Source organism: Streptomyces krungchingensis (assembly GCF_054729265.1).
Genome location: NZ_JBPUKY010000002.1, coordinates 672093 through 691995 on the forward strand (window position 1 = coordinate 672093; position 19903 = coordinate 691995).

Below are 19903 nucleotides of genomic sequence, written 5' to 3' on the forward strand. Positions count from 1 at the left end.
TCATTCCCCCAGGTTGAGAGTGAGTTTGGTGACGGCGAACGCCTCGGCGTAGCGCGCGTTGCTTTCGATGCCGCGGATCCGGGCCAGTCCGAGGAAGGCCTCGCGGTCGTACCAGGGCCGGTGTTGCTGCGAGGGGTAGTGCTCTTGGAGCAGCCGCACCTTCTGTTCGGCGATCTCCGGCGACAGCTGCTGGTACACCGTCGGACGGCCGAGATCGCCGTCCCACTTGACGATCTCGTAGCCGAGCACCAGGTGGTCGCGGAACGCGGTGGTCATCAGCTTCGCCAGACCGCGGTGGTCCTGGTGCGCGTCGTCGGTGCGCGGAGCCAGCACGAGATCCGGCTCCGTCCCCGCGCGCAGCTCCTCGACCGCGGCCTTGGCCTCGTCCCAGTGCGCGGGCAGCCGGCCGTCGGGAAGCTTGTGCACGGTCAGCCGCAGGTCGGCGCCGGGGCAGAAGGCGGCAAGCGCGGCCTGCTCCTCCTGCTCCCGCTCGCTGCCCCCGCCGGAGAGCACCAGCACGTCGACGCGGATGCCCGGGCGCGCGAGGCACAGCGTCAGCAGCGTGCCGCCGGCGCCGATGGCGATGTCGTCGCAGTGCGCGCCCACCGCGACGATCCGGTCCAGGCGCTCGGCCCCGAGCCGGATCACGCGGTCCCCACAGCGGCGCCGTCCCGCTCCCACACGGCCCACGGTCGGTCGCCGCGGGCGTAGGCGTCGTCGAGCGCGGCCCGCTCCTTCACGGTGTCGGTCGGCTTCCAGAAGCCGCGGTGCTGGTGCGCCACCAGCCGTCCGCGCTTGGCCAGTTGGGCACAGCCGTCGGCGACCAGGTCTCCGTTCTCCGGGATGTGGTCGAAGACCTCCTGGCGGAGCACGAAGTAGCCGCCGTTCTCCCACAGCGGCATGTCGCTCACCGCGGTGATGCCCCCCACCAGGCCGTCCTCACCCAGGTCCACGCAGTGGAACGAGGACTGCGGCGGCACCACCATCATCGACGCACCGGCGTCGCGCTGCGCGAACCGGTCGATCATCTCCGGCAGCGGGGCATCGGTGAGCACGTCGGCGTAGTTGGCGAGGAACATCTCGTCACCGTCCAGGTGGTGCCGCACCCGGCGCAGCCGCTCACCGATCGGCGATTCGATGCCGGTCTGCGCGAACGTGATCGTCCAGGACGCGATGTCGGTGGACAGCAACTCGGTCTGCCCGCCCCGCAGTACGAAATCGTTGGACGCCGTCTCCTCGTAGTTGAGGAAGAAGTCCTTGATGTGGTTGGCCCCGTACCCGAGGCACAGGATGAACTCCGTGTGCCCGAAGTGCGCGTAGTAGCGCATGACGTGCCAGATCAGCGGCCGCGGGCCGACCATCGCCATCGGCTTGGGCACGTCGTCGGAGGCTCCGTTGCGCATGCGCATGCCGTAGCCGCCGCAGAACAGTACGACCTTCATGCCTTGACCTCGACAATGCTCAGTTCCGGAATGGGGAAGACGAGCCGGCCGCCCCAGTCGTGCACGAAGGACAGCTGCTCGACCAGCTCGGCCCGCAGGTTCCAGGGCAGGACGAGGACGTAGTCCGGCTTGTCGGCGGCTATCCGGTCGGGCGACAGGATCGGGATGCGGGTGCCCGGGGTGAACCTGCCGTGCTTGTAGGGGTTGCGGTCGACCGTGTAGGAGAGCAGGTCGGGCCGGATGCCGCAATGGTTGAGCAGGGTGTTGCCCTTGCCCGGGGCGCCGTAGCCGACGACCGTCTCGCCGCGCTCGGCCGCGTCGATGAGGAACCGCAGGAGGTCCCGGCGCACCTTCGCCACACGGGCGGAGAACTCGGTGTACCCGGACAGCTCCTGCAGCCCGGCGGCCTTCTCCCGGTCAAGGACCTCGGCCACCCGATCGCCGGGTTCGCCGGCCACCTCGGCCGGCCGGGCCCACAGCCGGATGGAGCCGCCGTGCGTGGGCAGCAACTCGACGTCCACGAGGGAGAGTCCGCCGCTCGCCAGCGCCCGGATCGCGGACGCGACCGTGTAGTACTGGAAGTGCTCGTGGTAGATCGTGTCGTACTGGTTCTCCTCGATCAGGGTCAGCAGGTGCTGCACCTCGATGGAGACCCAGCCGTCGTCGGCGACCAGGGCGCGCAGCCCCTGGGTGAACCCGACCACGTCGGGGATGTGCGCGTACACGTTGTTGGCCACGACCAGGTCCGCCGGGCCGTGTTCGGCGCGGACGGCCGAGCCGGTGTCCGGGGAGAGGAACTCGGTGAGCGTGGGCACACCCGCGTCCCGCGCCGTGGCGCCGACGTTCACCGAGGGCTCGATGCCCAGGCAGCGGATCCCCCGGTCCACCACGTGCTTCAGCAGGTACCCGTCGTTGCTCGCGACCTCGACCACGAAGGCGTCGGTGCCGAGTCCCAACCGCTGTACGGCGTCGGTGACGAACGTGCGCGCGTGCTCCACCCAGGAGGTCGAGTAGGAGGAGAAGTACGCGTACTCGCTGAAGGTCTCCTCCGGCGTGATCAGCGGAGGTATCTGAGCCAGCCAGCAGTCGGTGCAGACCCGCAGGTGCAGCGGGTACGCCGGTTCCGGCTTGTCCAGTTGGTCCGCGGCGAGAAAGCTCTCACACGGCGGCGTCGCCCCGAGGTCGACGACGCTCGCCATCGCTTCCGAGCCGCAGAGTCGGCATCGTGTCATCTACTGTCCCCATCCCCCCTGCTCGCGCGGGTGTCCCCGCCGTGAGCCAGTGCTGACCGACCCGCGATCGCGGTGCGGTACTCATCCACCAGGCGTTCGAGGCCGACGGCCGGGCTGAAGCCCTGCTCGTAACGGCGCCGGGCCGCCTGGCCCATCTCCCGGTTGCGGGCCTGGTCGCCCGCGATCCGGCGTATGCAGGACACGAGCGAGCCGGGCTCGCCCGGGCGGTGCAGCAGCCCGGTCGCCCCGTCCTCGACCAGTTCGACGAAGGCACCGTGACCGGCGGCGACGACCGGGACCCCCGCCGCCATCGCCTCCACGACCACCAGGCCGAACGCCTCCAGCCACGTCGAGGGGGCCACCACGGCGACCGACCGCGCGATGGCCTTCCGGCACTCCGCCGTGTCGTACAGGCCGACGTAGCGCACGTCGTCCCGGCCCGCCGCCCAGTCGGCGACCTCACCCTCCAGCGGCCCGGTGCCGGCGATCACGAGCGGCACGCCCAGACCTCCGTCGGCGGCGATCTCGTCCCACGCGGCCATGAGCAGCCGCACGCCCTTGGCCTCCGCGAGCCGGCCGAGATAGAGCAGATGCTCGCCATCGCCCTCGCGGAGGGCGCCCGGTTCGGGCACGAAGTTGTGCTTCACCGCCAGCCGCTCGGCCGGCATGCCGGCCCGCACCAGGACGTCACGCTGCGCCGCGGAGATGCAGAAGAACCGCTCCACGCCGGACCACCAGCGCCGCCGGTTGACCGACATGCTGACCGCGAGCGGCACCGTCGCGAGGCGGGAGTTCCGGTAGCAGCCGTGCCGGACGGCGGGCAGCGGCGTGGACCCGACGCACTCGGTGCACGGCCGGCCGTCCCGTTGCAGCGTGCCGGGCGGGCAGATCTGGGTGTAGTTGTGCAGCGTGGCGACGGCGGGCACGCCGGCGTCGGCGCAGGCGGCCAGCACCGCGGGCGACAGGAGCGGGAAGACGTTGTGGATGTGCACCACGTCGGGCCGCTCGGTGCGCAGCCGGGCGGCGAGCTCCGTGCGCACCGCCGGGTTCCACGGCACCAGCAGCGGTAACGCCGCCTTGCCCAGCAGGGACCGGGCGCCGATGTCGTCACTGCGCCGCTCGAACACCCCGACCTGGTGGCCGGCCCCGCGCAGCAGCGCCACCTCCTGGTCGACGACCTTGTTCTCCCCGCTCGGCTGTGCCGAGGCGTAGCGGTTGTGCACCACGAGAACGTGCATGCTCAGGACACCTCCGATCGTCGGGTCCATCGCGTGACGCGTCGGCGAGGGACTTCGGGCGTGGACAGGGGAGCGGTCGCGGCAGGTGCCGCCAACAGCGAGGCGGCCACCGCCAGATGCAGCAGATACGGCGAGGCATCGCCCAGCCCGGCCTCGGTGTACGACGCGATCGCGCAGTAGCTGATCAGGAAGATCGCGCAGGCCCTCGACAGCGACGGCGGCCGCAGCAACGCGACGCCGCCCAGCACGACGATGATCGCCGCCACCAGGGCGACGCCGGTCATGCCCTGCTCGTTGTAGACGGCCAGCCAGCTGTTGTCGATCGGCAGCCCGCCGAACGACTTGTCGCCCAGGCCGGCGCCGAACAGGTACTCCGTGGTGGTCCGGGGTGCCGCCAGCAGGGCGTGCCAGACCTTGGCCCGGCCGGTGAGGCTGGAGAAGTTCTCCTGGCTCTGTCCGCGCAGGAACCACGTCTGCAGCGCGGAGGCGAACCCCACCGCGGCCACCGTGACGCACAGCACCGCCCAGGCGAAGAACCGGCGCGCGGCGGCGCTGGTCAGGACGAGCGAGCCGATCGCCAGCGCCAGCCCGATGAGCAGGCCGAGCGTGGCCGTCCGGGTATGGGTCAGCGCGAGCAGGACGAGTGACGGCACGATGACCACCGCCGCGCTGGTCCGGTCGGTCCGGCGGCCCAGCAGGAGCAGCACGGTCAGCCCGATGATCACCGCGGCGTACTGTCCGATCTGCGGCGGGGTGAGCGGCCACAACGCGCCGACCAGCCGCCCGCCGTAGAGGTCGGGCAGGGCCGCGCCCGGTGAGGCGACCAGGCCGGCCGCCACCGACGCGAGTACCGCCAAGTACATCCGGATGTGGTGCCGGACGAACGTCAGGCCGCCGTCCCACCAGCGGCTGAGCAGCCACAGTGTGCCGATGAAGAGAGCCAGCCGGGCGCAGCGGAACAGCGCGCCGAACCCGGACTCCAGGTTCGCGCTGGAGATCACGCTCGGTATCAGCAGCAGGGTGAGCAGGAACACGAACGCGCTGGGCCGGATGCTCAGCCGGAGATTGACCGCGAGCGCCAGCGTGAACGCGGCGACCAGCGCGCCCATCGTGACCATCTGGATGAGGGAGCGGGGGAGCGGGACGATGGTCTTCGCCCCGGCGGAGCCGAGCGTGTTGAGGATCAGCAGCCCCCAGACGATTCCGACGATCCTCGGTGTGCCGGCAGGGCGCGGTTCGGCGCCGGGCCGCGTGCCCGCCGCACTCGCTTGGTCCGGCAGCGCCTCGCGCCGCAGATCTCCGGCCATCTCAACCACCGGCCTGTGGGTCGAGGGTGCTGCCCGCGTCCTGCCGGTAGGGCGCGCCCTGCCACTGCCCGAAGTCGAGCACCCGGCTCGGGTCGTGGGCGACGAACTTCCAGGGTCCGAGGTAGACGTTGTCGTGCCAGCGGTTGTGCTGCTCGGTGGTGATCGCGTCAGCCACCCGCTTGCCCTGGTAGGGCGACCAGTCCGGATAGGTGCCGTAGTTGGCCAGCACCGCCATCCGGTCGCACTTCACCATGCACTGGACGACGGACTTGTCCAGCACGAAGCGGTTGTCGTGGATGTCCACCCGCTGGGTCTTCCACCGGCAGTCGGCGTAGAGCGGTGCGGTGGCGATGGCCGGCTTCGCGCAGCGGTCGGTGTCGCGCACCAGCAAGGTGCAGTCGCCGGACGAGGTGTTGGCCGGACTGTTGCAGAACCGGTCGGCGTTCTCCCACAGGGTGATCCCGGACCAGTTGTTCTCCAGCACGTTCCGGTAGATCTCGATCTTGCTGGTGCGGGCTCGGACCCGTGGTTCGCCGCCGGACTCGGACAGGTAGATGGTCGCGTACGGGAAGGTGTCGCCGCGATCGGCCTCCTTACGGCCCTCGACCCAGTTGTTCCGCCGGATCGTGTTGTTCCGGATGACCGCGTTGTAGCTGGTCTCGTAGATCAGCGCGGCGCCGTCGTTGGCTTCGAGCACGTTCTTCTCGATGCGGAAGTCGTTGTTGTTGGTGTCCGCCCACAACCCGGGTCCGCGGTTGTCGTGCACCCAGTTGCCACGTACGTCGGCGCCGTCGACGGCCCAGAACTTGATGCCTCCGGTGCAGCCGCAGCCCTTGCGCCGCCGCTCCCAGTCGTCGGTGTTGTTGCCCACGATCTCGTTGTCCTCGACCACCAGGTCGCTGATACGGCCGTTGGCCTTGTACGCGTTCATGCCGTACTGGCCGTTGTCGCGCAGGCAGCTGGCGCGGACCTGCTGGCGGTCACCGGCCATCAGTCCGGCGCCGGAGTTGCGCTGGATCGTCGTGTGCTCGATCACCCACCCGTCGGCCGAGTCGTGGTTGACCACACCCTCGTCGGGCGGCGCCACGAAACGCTGCACGGTCAGGTGGTCGATCGTGACGTCGCGGGCGGTGCCGCCGAACGCGTACTGGTTCTTCTTCCGGCCGTCGAGCACCGCGCCCGGCGCACCGAGGTAGCGGTTCCCCTTTTTCGGGATGACCTGGGCGTAGCGGTCCGGGTCGAGCCTGTGCTTGCCCGGGCGAAGCCAGAACGTGGTGTTCGGGGGGTTGCTCTTGGTCTTCGCCGCCAGGTCACCGACCACCTTGGGGTCGACGGTCACCGCGCCGGCCGGTGCCTTCGTCGGCCCGGCCGCGGGCTTGGCACACACCCTGGCCACGGGCGTGGGCGGCGCAGCAGCCGGCTTCGACCGGGCGCTGGAGCCGCTCTCACAGCCGGTCGCCGCCAGCAGGGCCAGCGCCAGCGGTGCCGCCGCCAACGCCCAGTGCCGCCTCTTGATCCCCACGCGCCCCCCTAGCCGCGGAACCCGAGCACGGTGGTGAAGCCCTCCGCGCCGTCGGCGGAGCCGGTGCCGACCAGGGTCGTGGTGGGTTCCTTGCGCCCGAAACCGGCGGAGTACCAGCCCAGCGGAGGGTCGGTCTCGCCGCGATGCGCCCGCCAGCTCAGCTGCTCGGGCAGGTCGAGCACCGCGGAGCGGTCCTCGCCGTCCCGATTCCAGCTGAGCACTGCCCGGTTGCCCGTCAGTTCCGCGGTGATCGCCGGGCCGAGATGGAACGCCAGCCGCACGGCCCGGTGCGGGCCGCGCACCTCGTCGACCACCCTCAGTTCCCGGGTCTCGGCCGTCAGTTCCACCCGGCGACGGTGCACGGAAGGCTGGTAGCCGTCGTGCTCGGCGCACCAGCGGGCCACACCTTCACCGGATGTCTCGGCGGTCAGGACGCGGGTGCGGGCATGCCGGGTCCACAGGAACGGGCCGCCGGAGACGGACTGGTCCGTGCCGTCCAGCTCCAGGGTGTTGTGGCCGAGCGTGGAGCGGAAGTACTGCCGCCACTCGGGCTGCCCGTGGTAGCAGAACGTCCCCGGGTCGGCGAGCACGTCGACCCCGTCGTGCCGGACCTCCACGGACAGCGCGTCCGCGTGGGCGTGCGCGGCGATGGACAGGAAACCGTGCGGGCCACCGTCGCAGCGGACCCAGATCTCCTCCGGACCACGCAGGACGGTCATACCGGCGTCGGCGAAACGGGTCGGCCGGCTTTCCGGGCGGGACACGGCCCGTGCGGTTCCGTTTCCCGGGTACGGTCGGACGAGCGCGGCCAGCAGCGGGGTGCGCACATCGGTGCCGGTCACCACCGGCCACCAGTCGAGCCGGCCGAACACGGCGTCTCCCGTGGCCAGCAGCGAGGCCCAGCGGTCCGTGCCCGCGCCGTCCAGGATCAGGCCGTGCCCGTCGTCCGCGTCCCCCTGACGCGGCGGCCGCAGCCGGTTGTCCACGACGGCCGCGAGCGCGTCCGTCATCCGCAGCAGCACCAGCCGGACCGTCGCGGGTACCTGCACACCCGCCACGTCCGCCTCGGCGACCGCGGCCAGGGCGAGCTCCAGCACCAGTCCGTGGTACTCGGTGGCCAGCTCCCGGTTGAGGCCGGAGCCGAAGGTGTTGGCCCGCAGATTCCGGTCCAGCGAGCGCAGCGCGTCGGCCCGCCAACGCGCCGAGGAGGGGAACCATCCGAACGCGCAGGCCGCGGCGAACTGCCCGGCGGCCTCGGCGATGACGTGGTTGTTCGCCGAGGACCCACGGCTGGGGAAGGCGGCCAGCCAGCGCTGGTGGTGCCAGATCTGGTCCAGCGCCACCGGGTTGGCCTCGAACAGGTCGGCCGCGCCCGGCCAGCCGTCCAGCAGCCGGCGGATCCACACCCAGGACAACAGCCGGATGCCCAGCTCGATGCCGCTGACCCAGTGCACGCCGCGCAGCGGTGGGTTGGCCGCCCACCACGACCGCAGGTGCTCGGCCACCCGCTCGGCGTACCGCTCGTCCCCGGTGACCGCGTACGCGGCGGCGAGCACGGTGAGGTACTGGTGGCGGGACGGCTCCCAGATCTGCTTGATGTCCCCGACCGTGTTCTCGTCGCGGTACGGCACGTCGAAGGCGTAGACCTGCGGAGCCCGGCGCCCGGTCTTCGGGTCGTACGACCAGTCCGGGGCGGCCAGGTCCTCGCGGTCCACCCCGAAGAACTCGCCGTGCCCGTCCATCAGCCGGTCCGCCTCGGCGACGAGGCGTTTCGCGGCGTCCGGCGGCACCGCGGCGATCGTCCCCGCGGGCAGGACCGCGGTGAAGCGGGCGCCGGTCACGCTCGGGCGGTCCGGCGGCGCCGACCGCCACCGGCGCCTGCGCGCCACGTCGCCCACCCGGCCGGCGACCTCCCGCGGTCCCATCCGGGACAGCCGCCGCAGGTACCAGCCCGCGCTCATGGTCATCGGGCGCTCGCCAGCGTCACGGGCGCGCCGCCGGCCAGGCCGGCCTGTACGGCGAGGGTGGCCGACGTGGTGGCGACCAGCGACTCCAGCGGCACCGGCATCGGACCGCCGGTCCGCACCGCCTTGACGAACGCGGCCAGTTCGGCGGACTGGCCCTTGTCCCGGGCCTTGGGCAGCCGTGAACTGACCCACCGCTTGCGGGCGTACACCGAGGCACGGACGAAGTCGTCGAGCCGCAGCACCTTGCCGTCCGCGACCAGGTCCAGCGTCTCCTTGGGGAAGCCCGGCGCGCCGGTGGTGACGTAGCTGATGGTGGCGGTGGACCCGTCCGGGTAGCGCAGGACGACCTGAAGGTCCTCGTTGCCGGACGGGGCGACCGCGTACACCGAGACCGGATCGGCGTCGAGCAGCCAGCTCGCCGTGTCGATGAAGTGCCCGCCCTCGCCGGCGAACCGCGACCCCTCGGTGCCCTGTTGCAGGTACCAGCTGCCGTGGGTCAGCTGCCCCGCGTTGACGAGGTAGCGCAGGCTCGCCGGACCGGTCCGGGCGCCGAAACGCTTCCTGGCCTCCTGGAGCAGCGGCGCGAACCGGCGGTTGAAGCCCACCTGCAGCCGGTCGTTGCCGGACTCCTCCACCGCGGCGAGCACGCCGGCCAGTTCGTCCTCGGTGAGCGCCAACGGCTTCTCCACGAACACCGTTTTGCCGGCCAGCAGCGCCTTCCGGGTCAGTTCGGCGTGCGAGCTGTGGCGGGTGACCACGAACACCGCGTCGATGGACTTGTCACCGAGCACGGCGTCGAGATCGGTGGTCGCCTCGGCGAAGCCGAACTTGCGCTGCGCGTTGGCCGCGGACAGCGCCGTCGTGGTGACGACGGTCGACAGCTCGACGCCCTCGCGCTGTGCCAGGTGCGGCAGCAGCATCGACGTCGCGTAGTTGCCCGCGCCGACGAACGCGAGGCGCACCGGCGTCCTGGCGGCCCGCGTCGGGGTGGACACTTCGGTGCTGCCTCGCTTCACCGCGGGCACGGCCACCGCCGGGGCCTTGGCCTCGGCAGCGTGTTCCGGGTACCGGAACAGCACGGCCACGGCCTTCAGGTCACCGTCCTTCAGACGCTGGTACGTCTCGACCGCGTCGTCGAAGTCGGCGATGTGGGTGACCAGGGGCTCCACGTCGACGCGGCCGCGGGCGACGAGGTCGAGGAAGCACGCCAGGTTGCGGCGCTCGGTCCACCTCACGTAGCCGATCGGGTAGTCCCGTCCCTCCAGCTCGTACTCCGGGTCGTAGCGCCCGGGCCCGTAGCTGCGGGAGAAGCGGACGTCGAGCTCCTTCTCGTAGTAGGCGTTCCACGGCAGGTCCAGGCGGCACTTGCCGATGTCGACGACGCGGCCGCGGTCCCTGCAGAGCCGGGCGGCCAGCTCGACGGGCTGGTTGCTGCCGCCGCCGGCGGCCAGGTACACCTGGTCCACGCCGTGACCGTCGGTGAGTTCGGCGACGGCGGCCTCGACGGCCGCGGACGAGGGATCGCCGCAGGCCGCCGCGCCCAGGCTTTCGGCGAGCTCGCAGCGCGCCGGGTCGGGGTCGACCCCGACGACGCGGACTCCCGACGCGGCAAGGAGCTGTACGACCAGCTGCCCGATCAGCCCGAGGCCGATGACGAGCGCCACTTCACCGAGCCGTGACTCGCCCTGGCGGACACCCTGCAACGCGATCGACCCGACGGTGCCGAAGGCAGCGTGCCGCGGCGCGAGGCCGTCCGGCACGGGGGCGTAGAGGTTCTTCGGCACCCAGTTCAGCTCGGCGTGCAGCGCGTGCTCGTTTCCGGCGCATGCCACGAGGTCGCCGACCTTCACGTCGTCGATCCCGGGGCCGACCTGCTCGACCACACCGCACAGCGAGTAGCCCAGCGGCGTGTACGAGTCCAGCTTGCCCATCACCTTGCGATAGGTGGCGGGCACCCCGTTGGTGGCCACGCTCTGCATGACCTTGGCCACCTGGTCCGGCCGGGAGCGGGCCTTGCCCAGCATCGACATGCCGGCCTCGGACACCTTCATGAGCTCGGTCCCGGTGGAGATCAGCGAGAAGGCGGTGCGGACCAGCACACCGCCCGGCTTGCACCCCGGCACCGGCACGTCGAGCACCGCCAGCTCGCCGCTCTTGTAGTTCTGAACAACCTGTTTCACCCGAGCTCCTCTTGTTTCCACGCTGTCAAGCCGCTTGGCTCTGGCCGGAGCCAGAGGTCGCGTCGCGATACCAGTACTCGAGCGTCAGCACGTGCCACAGATGCTTGGAGAAGTCCCGCTGCCCGGCGGCGTCCTCGGCGACCATCCGGGCGAGCGCGTCGCGGCGCAGGAGCCCCGAGTTGACGAGCACACCGTCGTTGACGACCTCGCGCACCAGCGGTGCCAGGTCCCGGCTCATCCAGGCCCGCAGCGGTGCGCTGAACAGGCCCTTGGGCCGGTACACGATCTCCTGGGGCAGGATCGAGGTGGCCGCCTTCTTGAGGACGGCCTTGCCCTGCCTTCCGACGATCTTGCGATCACCGGGCACGGCGAACGCCGCCCTGACCACCTCGACGTCGACGTACGGCACCCGCACCTCGGTCGACGCGGCCATGCTGGAACGGTCCGTGTACGTGAGGTTGAGGCCCGGCAGGAACATCCGGGCGTCGCCCAGGCACATGCGGTTGACGAAGTCGTCGAGGTCGTTGTCCTGGTAGACGTCCGCGTGCTCGGTGAGCACGTCGTCCACCGTCCCGGCCAGGTCCGGGTCGACCAGGGCGAGCAGCTCGTCCTGGTCGTACATGGTGTAGCTGCGCCGGAACGCGGTCTCCTCCGGCAGATCGGCGAAGGACAGGAACCGCTTCGCGAAGCGCACCGACCGGTACCCCCGGCGGGCCGAGGCGACCGGCAGCCGGTCCACCGTCGCGGACAGGCCGCGCCGCAGCGGCCGCGGGATGCGCTGGTAGCGCAGCGCGATCAGGTTGGCCAGGTGCTTGCGGTAACCGGCGAACAGCTCGTCGGCCCCCATTCCCGAGAGCATCACCTTGACCCCGGCCTCCCGGGCGGCCGAGCAGATCAGGAACGTGTTGATGGCGGCGGGGTCGCCGATCGGCTCGTCCAGGTGGTACGTCATCCGCGGCAGCAGGTCGAGCACGTTCGGGGCGATCTCGATCTCGTGCAGATCGACGCCGAACCGCTCGGCCACCTGCCGGGCGTAGCGCAGGTCGTCCGGCATCGCCTCGAACCTGGCGTCCTCGGCACGGAATCCGATCGTGTACGCGGAGATCCCGGGTCGGTGGCGGGCCGCGAGGGCGGTCAGCCAGCTGGAGTCGAGGCCGCCGGAGAGAAAGGTCGCCACGGGTACGTCGGAGAGCAGGTGGCGCCGGGTCGACTCCTCGACGATCGCGGCCAGGTCCGGCAGTTCACCGGCCCGGGCCCGGTCCCGGCCCTCGGCGGCGACGTCCTTCAGGTTCCAGTACCGGCCGCGCTCCACCCCGCCGTCGGGACGGAACCGGATCCAGCTCCCCGGTGGCAGCTTCTCCGCCTCGCGATACGCGCAGCGGGAGTCCGGCACCCAGTAGTAGAGCAGCGAGGCGACCAGTGCCGCGGGGTCCACCTCCAGCGCTCCGCCGGTCGCGGCGGCGAGCGCCTTGAGCTCGGAGGCGAACACCAGGCCCTCGCCGCGCCGGAGCAGGAACAGCGGCTTGATGCCGAGCTGGTCGCGGGCGAGCACCAGTTCACCGGTGCGCTCGTCGAAGATCCCGAACGCGAACATGCCGCGCAGCCGGGGCAGACACTCGGTGCCCCAGCGCCGCCAGGCCTCGAGGAGCACCTCGGTGTCGGAGGTACCGCGGAAGCGCACCCCGGACGCCGACAACTCGGCGCGCAGCTCGGGTGCGTTGTACAGCTCGCCGTTGTACGTCAGGACGAGGCCGCCGGAGACCATGGGCTGGGCGCCGGTCTCGGACAGGTCGATGATGGCCAGCCGGCGGTGCCCGAGGTGCACTTCGCCGTCACCGGCGGGGTGGCTGTATCGGCCCGCTCCGTCCGGACCGCGATGGGCGAGGGTGTCGGTGAGCCGGTCGGCCACGACCTTCCCGTCCGGCCATCGGTATGTGCCTGCGATGCCACACATGTGCTAGCGCGCCTCCTGGTCGCTGTCCGGGCCCCGTGTGGCCCACATCGGCAGCCGCTCGGCCCGCCGTCGGCCGGTCCCGTTCTGCCGGGCCAGCCGCTCGTTCTGGCCGCGCAGCGCGGTGTGCAGCCCGTCCCACAGCGTGCCGTCGGTCCGGTCACGCGGATCGGGGTCGATCAGCACCACACCGATCACCGCAATGGACTGGTCCGCGAGCTGCCGTGCCACGGTGTGCAGCCATGCGGCGCTGCCGTGTCCGGCACGCACGACGAGCACGGTCTGCGTGCCGAGATACTGGAGGTCGGTCCACGCCGTGCCGGGCGCCACCGAGCCGACACCGACCCGGAGTTCTTGAGGCGACAGGGCCGCGGCACGCTCGCCGCCGACCACGGTCGGGTCTCCCGGTCTCGGACGGCGCCTCGCGAGCTGCGGGCCGGGGAGACCGTCGATGACGACCACGGGCCCGTCCGCCGCCAGTGCTCTGGCGAGGTCCAGGGCGATCACGCTCGTGCTGCGCGCACAGCCCAGTTCCAGCAGCGACACCGGATCCGCGGAGCCGCGGACGGTGCGGGCCAGGGACGTGGTGAGCCGTTCGCGTGCCGCCCGGATCCGTCGGCGCCGCCACAACCTGCCCGAGCGGCGGGGCAGTTCCGAGATGACCGAGGCGCCGAGGTTCGCCGCGATGTCCCGGCGCAGCACGGGGCGGTCCGCCACCACCGTGCCGACCGCGGCCACCGCGAGCCCCAGGACGAGCCCGAGGACGAGCCCGATCGCGGCGTTGGTGGCAGCGGTCCTGGGCAGAGAGTGCCGTACCGCGCGCGGCGCGTCCACGACCTGTGTGCCCGCGACGAGTTGGGGCGTGCCGATGCGTGCCTCCTCGGCGCGCTGGCCGAAATCGGTGATCCGCGAGGTGAGTTCGGCCCGGCGGGCGAAGAGCGACTCCAGGTTCGCCGACGCCTTCGGCCCGCTGTCCGGCGATGCGTCACCGATCGACTTGTTGACCTTGGCGAGTTCGTTCCGCATCCGGTCACGCTGGTCGAGCAGGGCCTTGGACTCGGCGTCCGCGGCTGCCTGTATCCGCCGGACATGGTCCGCCACGAACGCGTCGGCCAGCGCCTTGGCGCGCGCCACCGCTTCCGCGTCGCTGTCGGCCGTGACAGTGATCTGCATCAGGTTGTTGGTCAAGCCGACGGCCCCGTAGTCCCGCATGAAGTCCTCGGGCTTTTCACGGGAGTCGAGGGATCGCAGGGCCTTGTCGGCGATCCGTGTGGTCTGCAGCAGCGCCACGTCGGTGCGGATCAGCGTTCCGGGGTCGTTCGGCTGGTCCTCCTGATGCGCGACCAGCACCTTGGTCACCGCGGTCGGCGACGGCGGCATCAGCACCGCCGACGCCCCGCCCACGAGCAGCCCCAGCAGCCCTACGGAGCACCAGAAGCGGCGCCGCCTGCGCACCGCCACCACCAGTGCCTGCAGATCGAGCAGTGGAGCTGCGGCCGACGACTCCGAAGTCGTACTCGTCGTCACCCTGAACTTCCCTTCGCGTCGTACCCAACCGCGAGCACCGGCGTGGCGGCATCCCGAGGACGTCCGGCGGACCGCGTCGGACGGGCCTGGACCAGGCCGGCGAGGACGACGCCGACGACCTCGTGCTCGGCGTCCGCACACGCGTCGGCGATGCCGGCGAGCTCCCCTGCGGTCCAGCTGCCCGCGCTGAGCACGACCAGGGCACCGGACTCGTCGCCGCGGTCCGGCACCATCGGCTGGGACACCGAAACCCCCACCACCCGCAGCATCATGGGGTATTCCCCGTTCGAGGAGCTGAGGGAAGGATCGCTCTCGGCCACGGAGACGAGCTGCCCGGCGGCCCGGCGGGCGATCTCGTCGCCGTCCGGGACGACCACCAGCAGCCGTCGGGGAGCCGGCAGTTCGTCCCGGAGGCGGGCGCACACCCGCCGGTAGCGGATCTGCCTGCTGGCCTCGTCGCCGGACGTCCGCGGGGCCGGTACGTCCCACCGGACGTCGACGCCCAGCAGCCGGCGCATCCGGGCCCACGGGCCACGGTCCTCCGGTCGGTGCGCGGTCCGTTCACCGGGTACGTCGACGGTACCCAGCAGCGCCGAGCCCAGCGCGGCGGCGATCTCCGGTTGGGTGCGCAGTCGGCGACTCATCCGTGCGGCGGTGAGATGGCCGATGACCGCGAGCAGGAAGAACAGCAGCGCCCCACCGACGATGAGCTGGGTCCTCGTCGGCGGTGCCTCGCCGGTCGGCCGGGCCGCCGTCCCCATGACGACCATGTTGGCCTTGTTGGAAGCCGGGTCGGCCTGGTCCAGCTTGGTGATGGCCTCCTGCAGCGAGGTGCGCAGCTTCTCGAGCTCGGTGCGGGTCTGCACGCTCTCCACGGTCTGCCCCGGATCGGCCGAATCGGCCAGATCGGTGATGCGGCGGCTGGTCTGCACCACCATCTGCTGGAGTTCCTCGAGCTGCGCCGCCTCTTCGGGGTCGGTGTTGTCGTCCACCAGCCGCGCGGCGAAGGTGACGAACTGCTGGGCCACCTGGTCGGAGAGCTGCTGCGCGCGCTCCGGGGTGTCGGCCGTGCCCGAGATCTTGATGATGTTCCCGTCGGCCGCTTTGGCGCTGACCCGATCCCGCAGATCGCCGCCGCTGACACCGCTCCAGTGGAGGGTGTCGGCCGCGTGGTCGAGCACCACCGAACTGGTTGCGATCTCCGTCTGCGTCAGCAGCTCGCGCTCCTCCCACGCCCCCGGCAGCAGTACCGATGCCGACGTCGTGTATCGCGGAGGAAACAGCAAGGAGGTGCCGTATCCGACGAGCGCACCCACCACGGCGAGGATGGTGAGAAGACGCCAGCGCCGACGGATAATCCGCCCGATCGTGACCAGGCGTATCGTGTCGTCGTTCAACGGTGCGGCCTCCGCCCTGCGCGGTCGGGGCCCGTCGACGGCACCAGAGCGTCGTCACGGCAGGCGGCGGTGTAGGCGGCGAGCAGCGAGCGCTGGGAGTTCCGCCAGGAGAGCGGCCCGCTGATCCGCTCCTGGCCGATCTTGCCCATCAGGGCCCGCTTCTCCGGATCGTCCAGCAGCAGCGCGATGAGCCGGGCGAACTCGGCCTCGTCGTTGGCGGGCGCGTAGACGGCGGCGTCACCGGCGGAGACGCGCGCCTCACGGAGCTCGAACGAGACGATGGGCCGGCCCATCACCATGTATTCCAGGACCTTGTTCATGGTCGACACGTCGTTGAGCGGATTGTGCGGGTCGGGGGAGAGGCACACGTCCGCGGTCGACAGGTAGCGCACCAGGTCGGCGTCCGGGATGCGCCCGGTGAACTGCACCTGCTCCGCGAGCCCGAGCTTCCGGGACAGCTCCACCATCGCGTCGAAGGCGTCGCCGGCGCCGACGAACACCGCGTGCCAGTCGGTCCGCCCGACCTCGTCGCGCAGCTTCGCGAGGGCCCGCAAGGCGTAGTCGACACCGTCCTGCGGGCCCATGACCCCCAGGTAGCACAGCAGATGGGGCTTGCCGCGCTTCAACTCCGGCTCGGGCGGCACCGGGTGGAACCGCTCGATGTCGGGCGCGCTGCGCACCACGAAGACGTCCGCCGGCCGCTTGCCGCCGCGGCGCAGCGCGACGTCCCGGTAACTCTCGTTCGTGGCGAGCACGACGTCCGCGGCCCGGTAGGTCCGCCGTTCCAGTGCGCACACGGCGCGGTAGAGCAGATCCTTGCCGCGGTCGAACCGGGAAAGATACAACTCGGGTACGAGGTCGTGCTGGTCGAAGACGAACCGCGCGCCACGCCGCTTCAGCCACAGCGCCGGCAGGAACAGCAGGTCGGGCGGATTGCAGGCGTGGACCACGTCGACCGGGCCGACCTTGCGGGCCAGCCGGAGCGTGTGCCACAACGCCGTGCCGTACTCCTGGAGATAGCCGGCCGGCCCTCCGGTGGCCGCGCGCAACGGGTAGCGGTGGATGCGCACCCCGTCGATCTCGGCCTCCGGCTCCGTGTCCCGCTTGCTTCCCTGAGGACAGATGACGTGCACCGTCCAGCCGGCGTCGCGCAGTGTCGTGCATTCCTGCCACACCCGCCGGTCGAAGGGCACCGACAGGTTCTCCACCAGGATCAGTGCGCGCCGGTCCTGCCGGTCGCCACTGGTCGTGTTACCAAGCAAGGCCCATGTACCCCGGTTCGGCCTGACGCGCCTCGGCGTCGGGAAGGTGGATGAGATCGACGATCACCGGGCTGTCGCCGTGCGGCAGTACCGAGAGCACGGCCGGATCCCGGGTCCCGACCAGGCACACCTCGGCGTGCTCGAGCACCTCGTCGACGGAGTCCGCGAGCAGCTGCGCGAGGTGCGGCAGCCGGCTCTCGATGTACTCGCGGTTCGCGCCGAGGAGCCGGGAGAGGCTCACATTGGCGTCGTAGATCTTGAGGTCGTACCCCTTGCCGAAGAGCCTTTCCGCCAGCTCGACGAGCGGGCTCTCGCGGAGGTCGTCGGTGCCGGGCTTGAAGGACAGTCCGAACAGGCCCACCCGGCGCTTGCCGGCGCGCTCGACCAGCTCCACCGCGCGCTGCAGATGGTCGGAGTTGGAGGGCAGCACGTGGGAGAGGATGGGCACGGAGACGTCGGCCCGCTGTGCCGCGTGGACCAGGCTGCGCAGGTCCTTGGGCAGGCAGGAGCCACCGAAGGCGAAGCCGGGCCGCAGGTAGGCGGGGCTGATGTTCAGCTTGCGGTCGGCCAGGAAGACGTCCATCACCTGGTGCGAGTCCACGCCGAGTGCCTGGCACACCGCACCCAGTTCGTTCGCGAAGCCGATCTTGAGGCCGTGGAACGCGTTGTCCGCGTACTTGATCGCCTCGGCCGTCGGGATCGGCACCCGGAACACCTCGCCGGGCAGGCCGTCGTACAGGGCCAGCACCGCATCGCCGCTTGCCGCGTCGAGCTCGCCGACGACGGTCTTGGGCGGGTCGAAGAAGTCCCGCACGCTCGTGCCCTCGCGCAGGAACTCCGGATTGACCGCGACCCCGATGTCCACGCCGGCGGTGCCGCCGACGTACTTCTCCAGGATCGGTACCAGCAGGTTCAGGCAGGTGCCCGGCAGCATGGTGCTGCGGAACACGACGGTGTGCCGACCACCCCGCTCGGCCAGCGCGGCGCCGATCTGCTCGGTGACCCGCTCCAAGTACGTGGTGCACAGGCTGCCGTTGGGCTCCGACGGCGTGCCCACGCAGACCAGCGACACCTCGCTGTTCATGACGGCCTCGCGGACGTCGGCGGTGGCGCGTAATGCTCCGGTCCGTACGACGTCGGCGATGAGCTCGCCGATCCGTTCCTCGACCACCGGGGCCTTGCCGTCGTTGACCAGGTCGACCTTCACCTGGTTGACGTCCACCCCGATGACCTCGTGGCCCATGCTGGCCAGGCACGCGGCCGACACACAGCCCACGTAGCCGAGCCCGAAAACGCTGACTCTCACGACTCGTTCCTCCCCCCAGGCAGGCCCTCCCGGCCTGCGATCCCTGCGTCGGCAGTGCGAAGCCCCTGCTGACCCCCACGCATCAGTACGCCCCCTGCCCGTAGAGCACCGCACGCAGCGTCTTCCACAAGATCACCGTGTCCAGGGCGAGCGACCAGTCCTCCACGTACCGCAGGTCCAGCCGGACCGCCTCCTCCCACGACAGGTCGCTGCGTCCGCTGATCTGCCACAGGCCGGTGAGGCCGGGCTTGACCAGCAGGCGACGCCGGATGTCCGGGCCGTATGCGGCGGACTCCTCCGGTAACGGAGGCCGCGGACCGACGAGCGACATCGATCCGGTGAGTACGTTGAAGAGCTGCGGGAGCTCGTCGATCGAGTACCGGCGCAGCACCGCCCCCACCCGGGTCACCCGCGGATCCCTGCGGAGCTTGAACAGCAGGCCCGCGCCCTCGTTGCGGTCGGCGAGCTCGGCACGGGCGCGGTCGGCACCGGCGACCATGGTGCGGAACTTGAGAATCGTGAACTCGCGGCCGTCCTTGCCGACGCGTCTCTGGCGGTAGAACACTCCGCCCCGGCTGTCCGCCAGCACGAGCAGCCCGACGAACACCATCAGCGGTGCGAACAGCAGCAGCAGGATCGCTGCGCCCATTCGGTCGACGAGGGCCTTGACCGCCCGGCGGCCCCCGGTGAAGGTCGGCATGCTGACCCGCAGCAGCGGGATTCCGAGCACCGCGTCGATGTGCAGCCGCGGGCCGGCCACTTCCATCAGCACGGGGGCCACGACCATCTCGGCGTCGCTGCCTTCGAGGTTCCAGGCCAGCCGTTGCAGCCGGTCGGGTGACCAGTGCGGGTCCGGTGTGACCGCGACGACGCGGTAGCCGTCGCGGTGGACGTGGCCCGCGACGTCCGCCAGGTGCCCGACGACGGGTACTCCGTCGATCTGGTCACCGTCGGGAGCGAGTCCGTCCGTCGTGCACACCGCCTCCACCCGCCAGCCGAGGTGCGGGAACTTGCGGGTCCGGGTGATCAGGTCGTGCAGGGTGGCGGGGCTCCCGGCCGCGAGCACCGGCCGCAGGCACCGCCCTTCCTTGCGCTGTTTGTGCAGCCAGAGGCGCAGCAGATACCGCGCGGTCATGGTGACGAGCGCGATGGCGGGGATCGCGACGAAGATCCAGAGCTTGATGTTGCGCGAAGTGAGGGCGATCCCGCCGAGCGCCAGGACGACGGTCGCCGTGAACAGTGAGCGTCCGAGACGGCGGAACTCCTCGGCGCCCTGGCCGAGTACGGCCGGAGCCCATGACCGGCTCACCGCGAGCGATCCCAGCACCAGCAGCTCGGTGCAGAACGCGAGGATTCCCCACTTCTCGTGCCAGTTGGCCGCGTCCCGGGCCCCGAAGAACTTGCCGATCGCCGCCACGACGAAGGCGGTGGCCGCGGTATCGCTGGTCATCACGGCACGCCGGTACCGCTGCTCCCATTCGATCGCGGGCTGTCTGCTGGCGCCGTTCGTCAGACGCTCGCGCGCCGACGGAAACGGGCTGACTAGTCCCCCTTGCCGCACAGAACCCCCCA

Annotated in this window: 14 protein-coding genes; all 14 read right to left on the reverse strand. The window is 71.1% G+C overall.

What is annotated here, in order from left to right:
- Positions 1-648, reverse strand: coding sequence for a PIG-L deacetylase family protein (locus tag ACSYGO_RS43720; RefSeq protein WP_359497449.1), 648 nt, complete (start codon positions 646-648; stop codon positions 1-3).
- Positions 645-1442, reverse strand: a complete 798-nt coding sequence (locus ACSYGO_RS43725) for a glycosyltransferase family protein (protein ID WP_426675056.1) — start codon at positions 1440-1442, stop codon at positions 645-647. Before ACSYGO_RS43725 ends, ACSYGO_RS43720 begins: the two co-directional genes overlap by 4 nt.
- Complete coding sequence (locus ACSYGO_RS43730) at positions 1439-2674, reverse strand: class I SAM-dependent methyltransferase (protein ID WP_432172784.1); 1236 nt, start codon at positions 2672-2674, stop codon at positions 1439-1441. Before ACSYGO_RS43730 ends, ACSYGO_RS43725 begins: the two co-directional genes overlap by 4 nt.
- Complete coding sequence (locus tag ACSYGO_RS43735; RefSeq protein ID WP_460390133.1) at positions 2671-3912, reverse strand: glycosyltransferase; 1242 nt, start codon at positions 3910-3912, stop codon at positions 2671-2673. Before ACSYGO_RS43735 ends, ACSYGO_RS43730 begins: the two co-directional genes overlap by 4 nt.
- Before the next feature lie 2 nt (positions 3913-3914).
- Complete coding sequence (locus ACSYGO_RS43740) at positions 3915-5219, reverse strand: O-antigen ligase domain-containing protein (protein ID WP_460390134.1); 1305 nt, start codon at positions 5217-5219, stop codon at positions 3915-3917.
- 1 nt (position 5220) lies between these two features.
- Positions 5221-6741: a right-handed parallel beta-helix repeat-containing protein gene (locus tag ACSYGO_RS43745; RefSeq protein WP_460390135.1), complete on the reverse strand. Its 1521-nt coding sequence runs from the start codon at positions 6739-6741 to the stop codon at positions 5221-5223.
- Positions 6742-6749: 8 nt separating this feature from the next.
- On the reverse strand, positions 6750-8708 hold the full coding sequence (locus tag ACSYGO_RS43750) for a heparinase II/III family protein (protein WP_460390136.1): 1959 nt from the start codon (positions 8706-8708) through the stop codon (positions 6750-6752).
- A complete protein-coding gene (locus ACSYGO_RS43755; protein WP_432172779.1) occupies positions 8705-10888 on the reverse strand; it encodes a bi-domain-containing oxidoreductase in 2184 nt (727 codons plus the stop codon). The genes ACSYGO_RS43750 and ACSYGO_RS43755 overlap by 4 nt, the downstream gene beginning before the upstream one ends.
- A 25-nt stretch (positions 10889-10913) precedes the next feature.
- Positions 10914-12842, reverse strand: a complete 1929-nt coding sequence (asnB, locus tag ACSYGO_RS43760; protein ID WP_426675049.1) for an asparagine synthase (glutamine-hydrolyzing) — start codon at positions 12840-12842, stop codon at positions 10914-10916.
- A gap of 3 nt (positions 12843-12845) precedes the next feature.
- Positions 12846-14366, reverse strand: a complete 1521-nt coding sequence (locus ACSYGO_RS43765; RefSeq protein WP_460390137.1) for a Wzz/FepE/Etk N-terminal domain-containing protein — start codon at positions 14364-14366, stop codon at positions 12846-12848.
- A complete protein-coding gene (locus ACSYGO_RS43770; protein ID WP_426675047.1) occupies positions 14363-15763 on the reverse strand; it encodes a Wzz/FepE/Etk N-terminal domain-containing protein in 1401 nt (466 codons plus the stop codon). The genes ACSYGO_RS43765 and ACSYGO_RS43770 overlap by 4 nt, the downstream gene beginning before the upstream one ends.
- Positions 15760-17025, reverse strand: a complete 1266-nt coding sequence (locus ACSYGO_RS43775; RefSeq protein WP_460390138.1) for a glycosyltransferase family 4 protein — start codon at positions 17023-17025, stop codon at positions 15760-15762. Before ACSYGO_RS43775 ends, ACSYGO_RS43770 begins: the two co-directional genes overlap by 4 nt.
- Positions 17015-18331, reverse strand: coding sequence for a nucleotide sugar dehydrogenase (locus ACSYGO_RS43780; protein ID WP_460390139.1), 1317 nt, complete (start codon positions 18329-18331; stop codon positions 17015-17017). Before ACSYGO_RS43780 ends, ACSYGO_RS43775 begins: the two co-directional genes overlap by 11 nt.
- 82 nt (positions 18332-18413) lie before the next feature.
- Positions 18414-19892 carry a sugar transferase gene (locus ACSYGO_RS43785; protein ID WP_426675044.1) on the reverse strand — a complete coding sequence of 493 codons (1479 nt, stop codon included), beginning with the start codon at positions 19890-19892 and terminating at the stop codon, positions 18414-18416.
- Positions 19893-19903 lie beyond the last annotated feature (11 nt).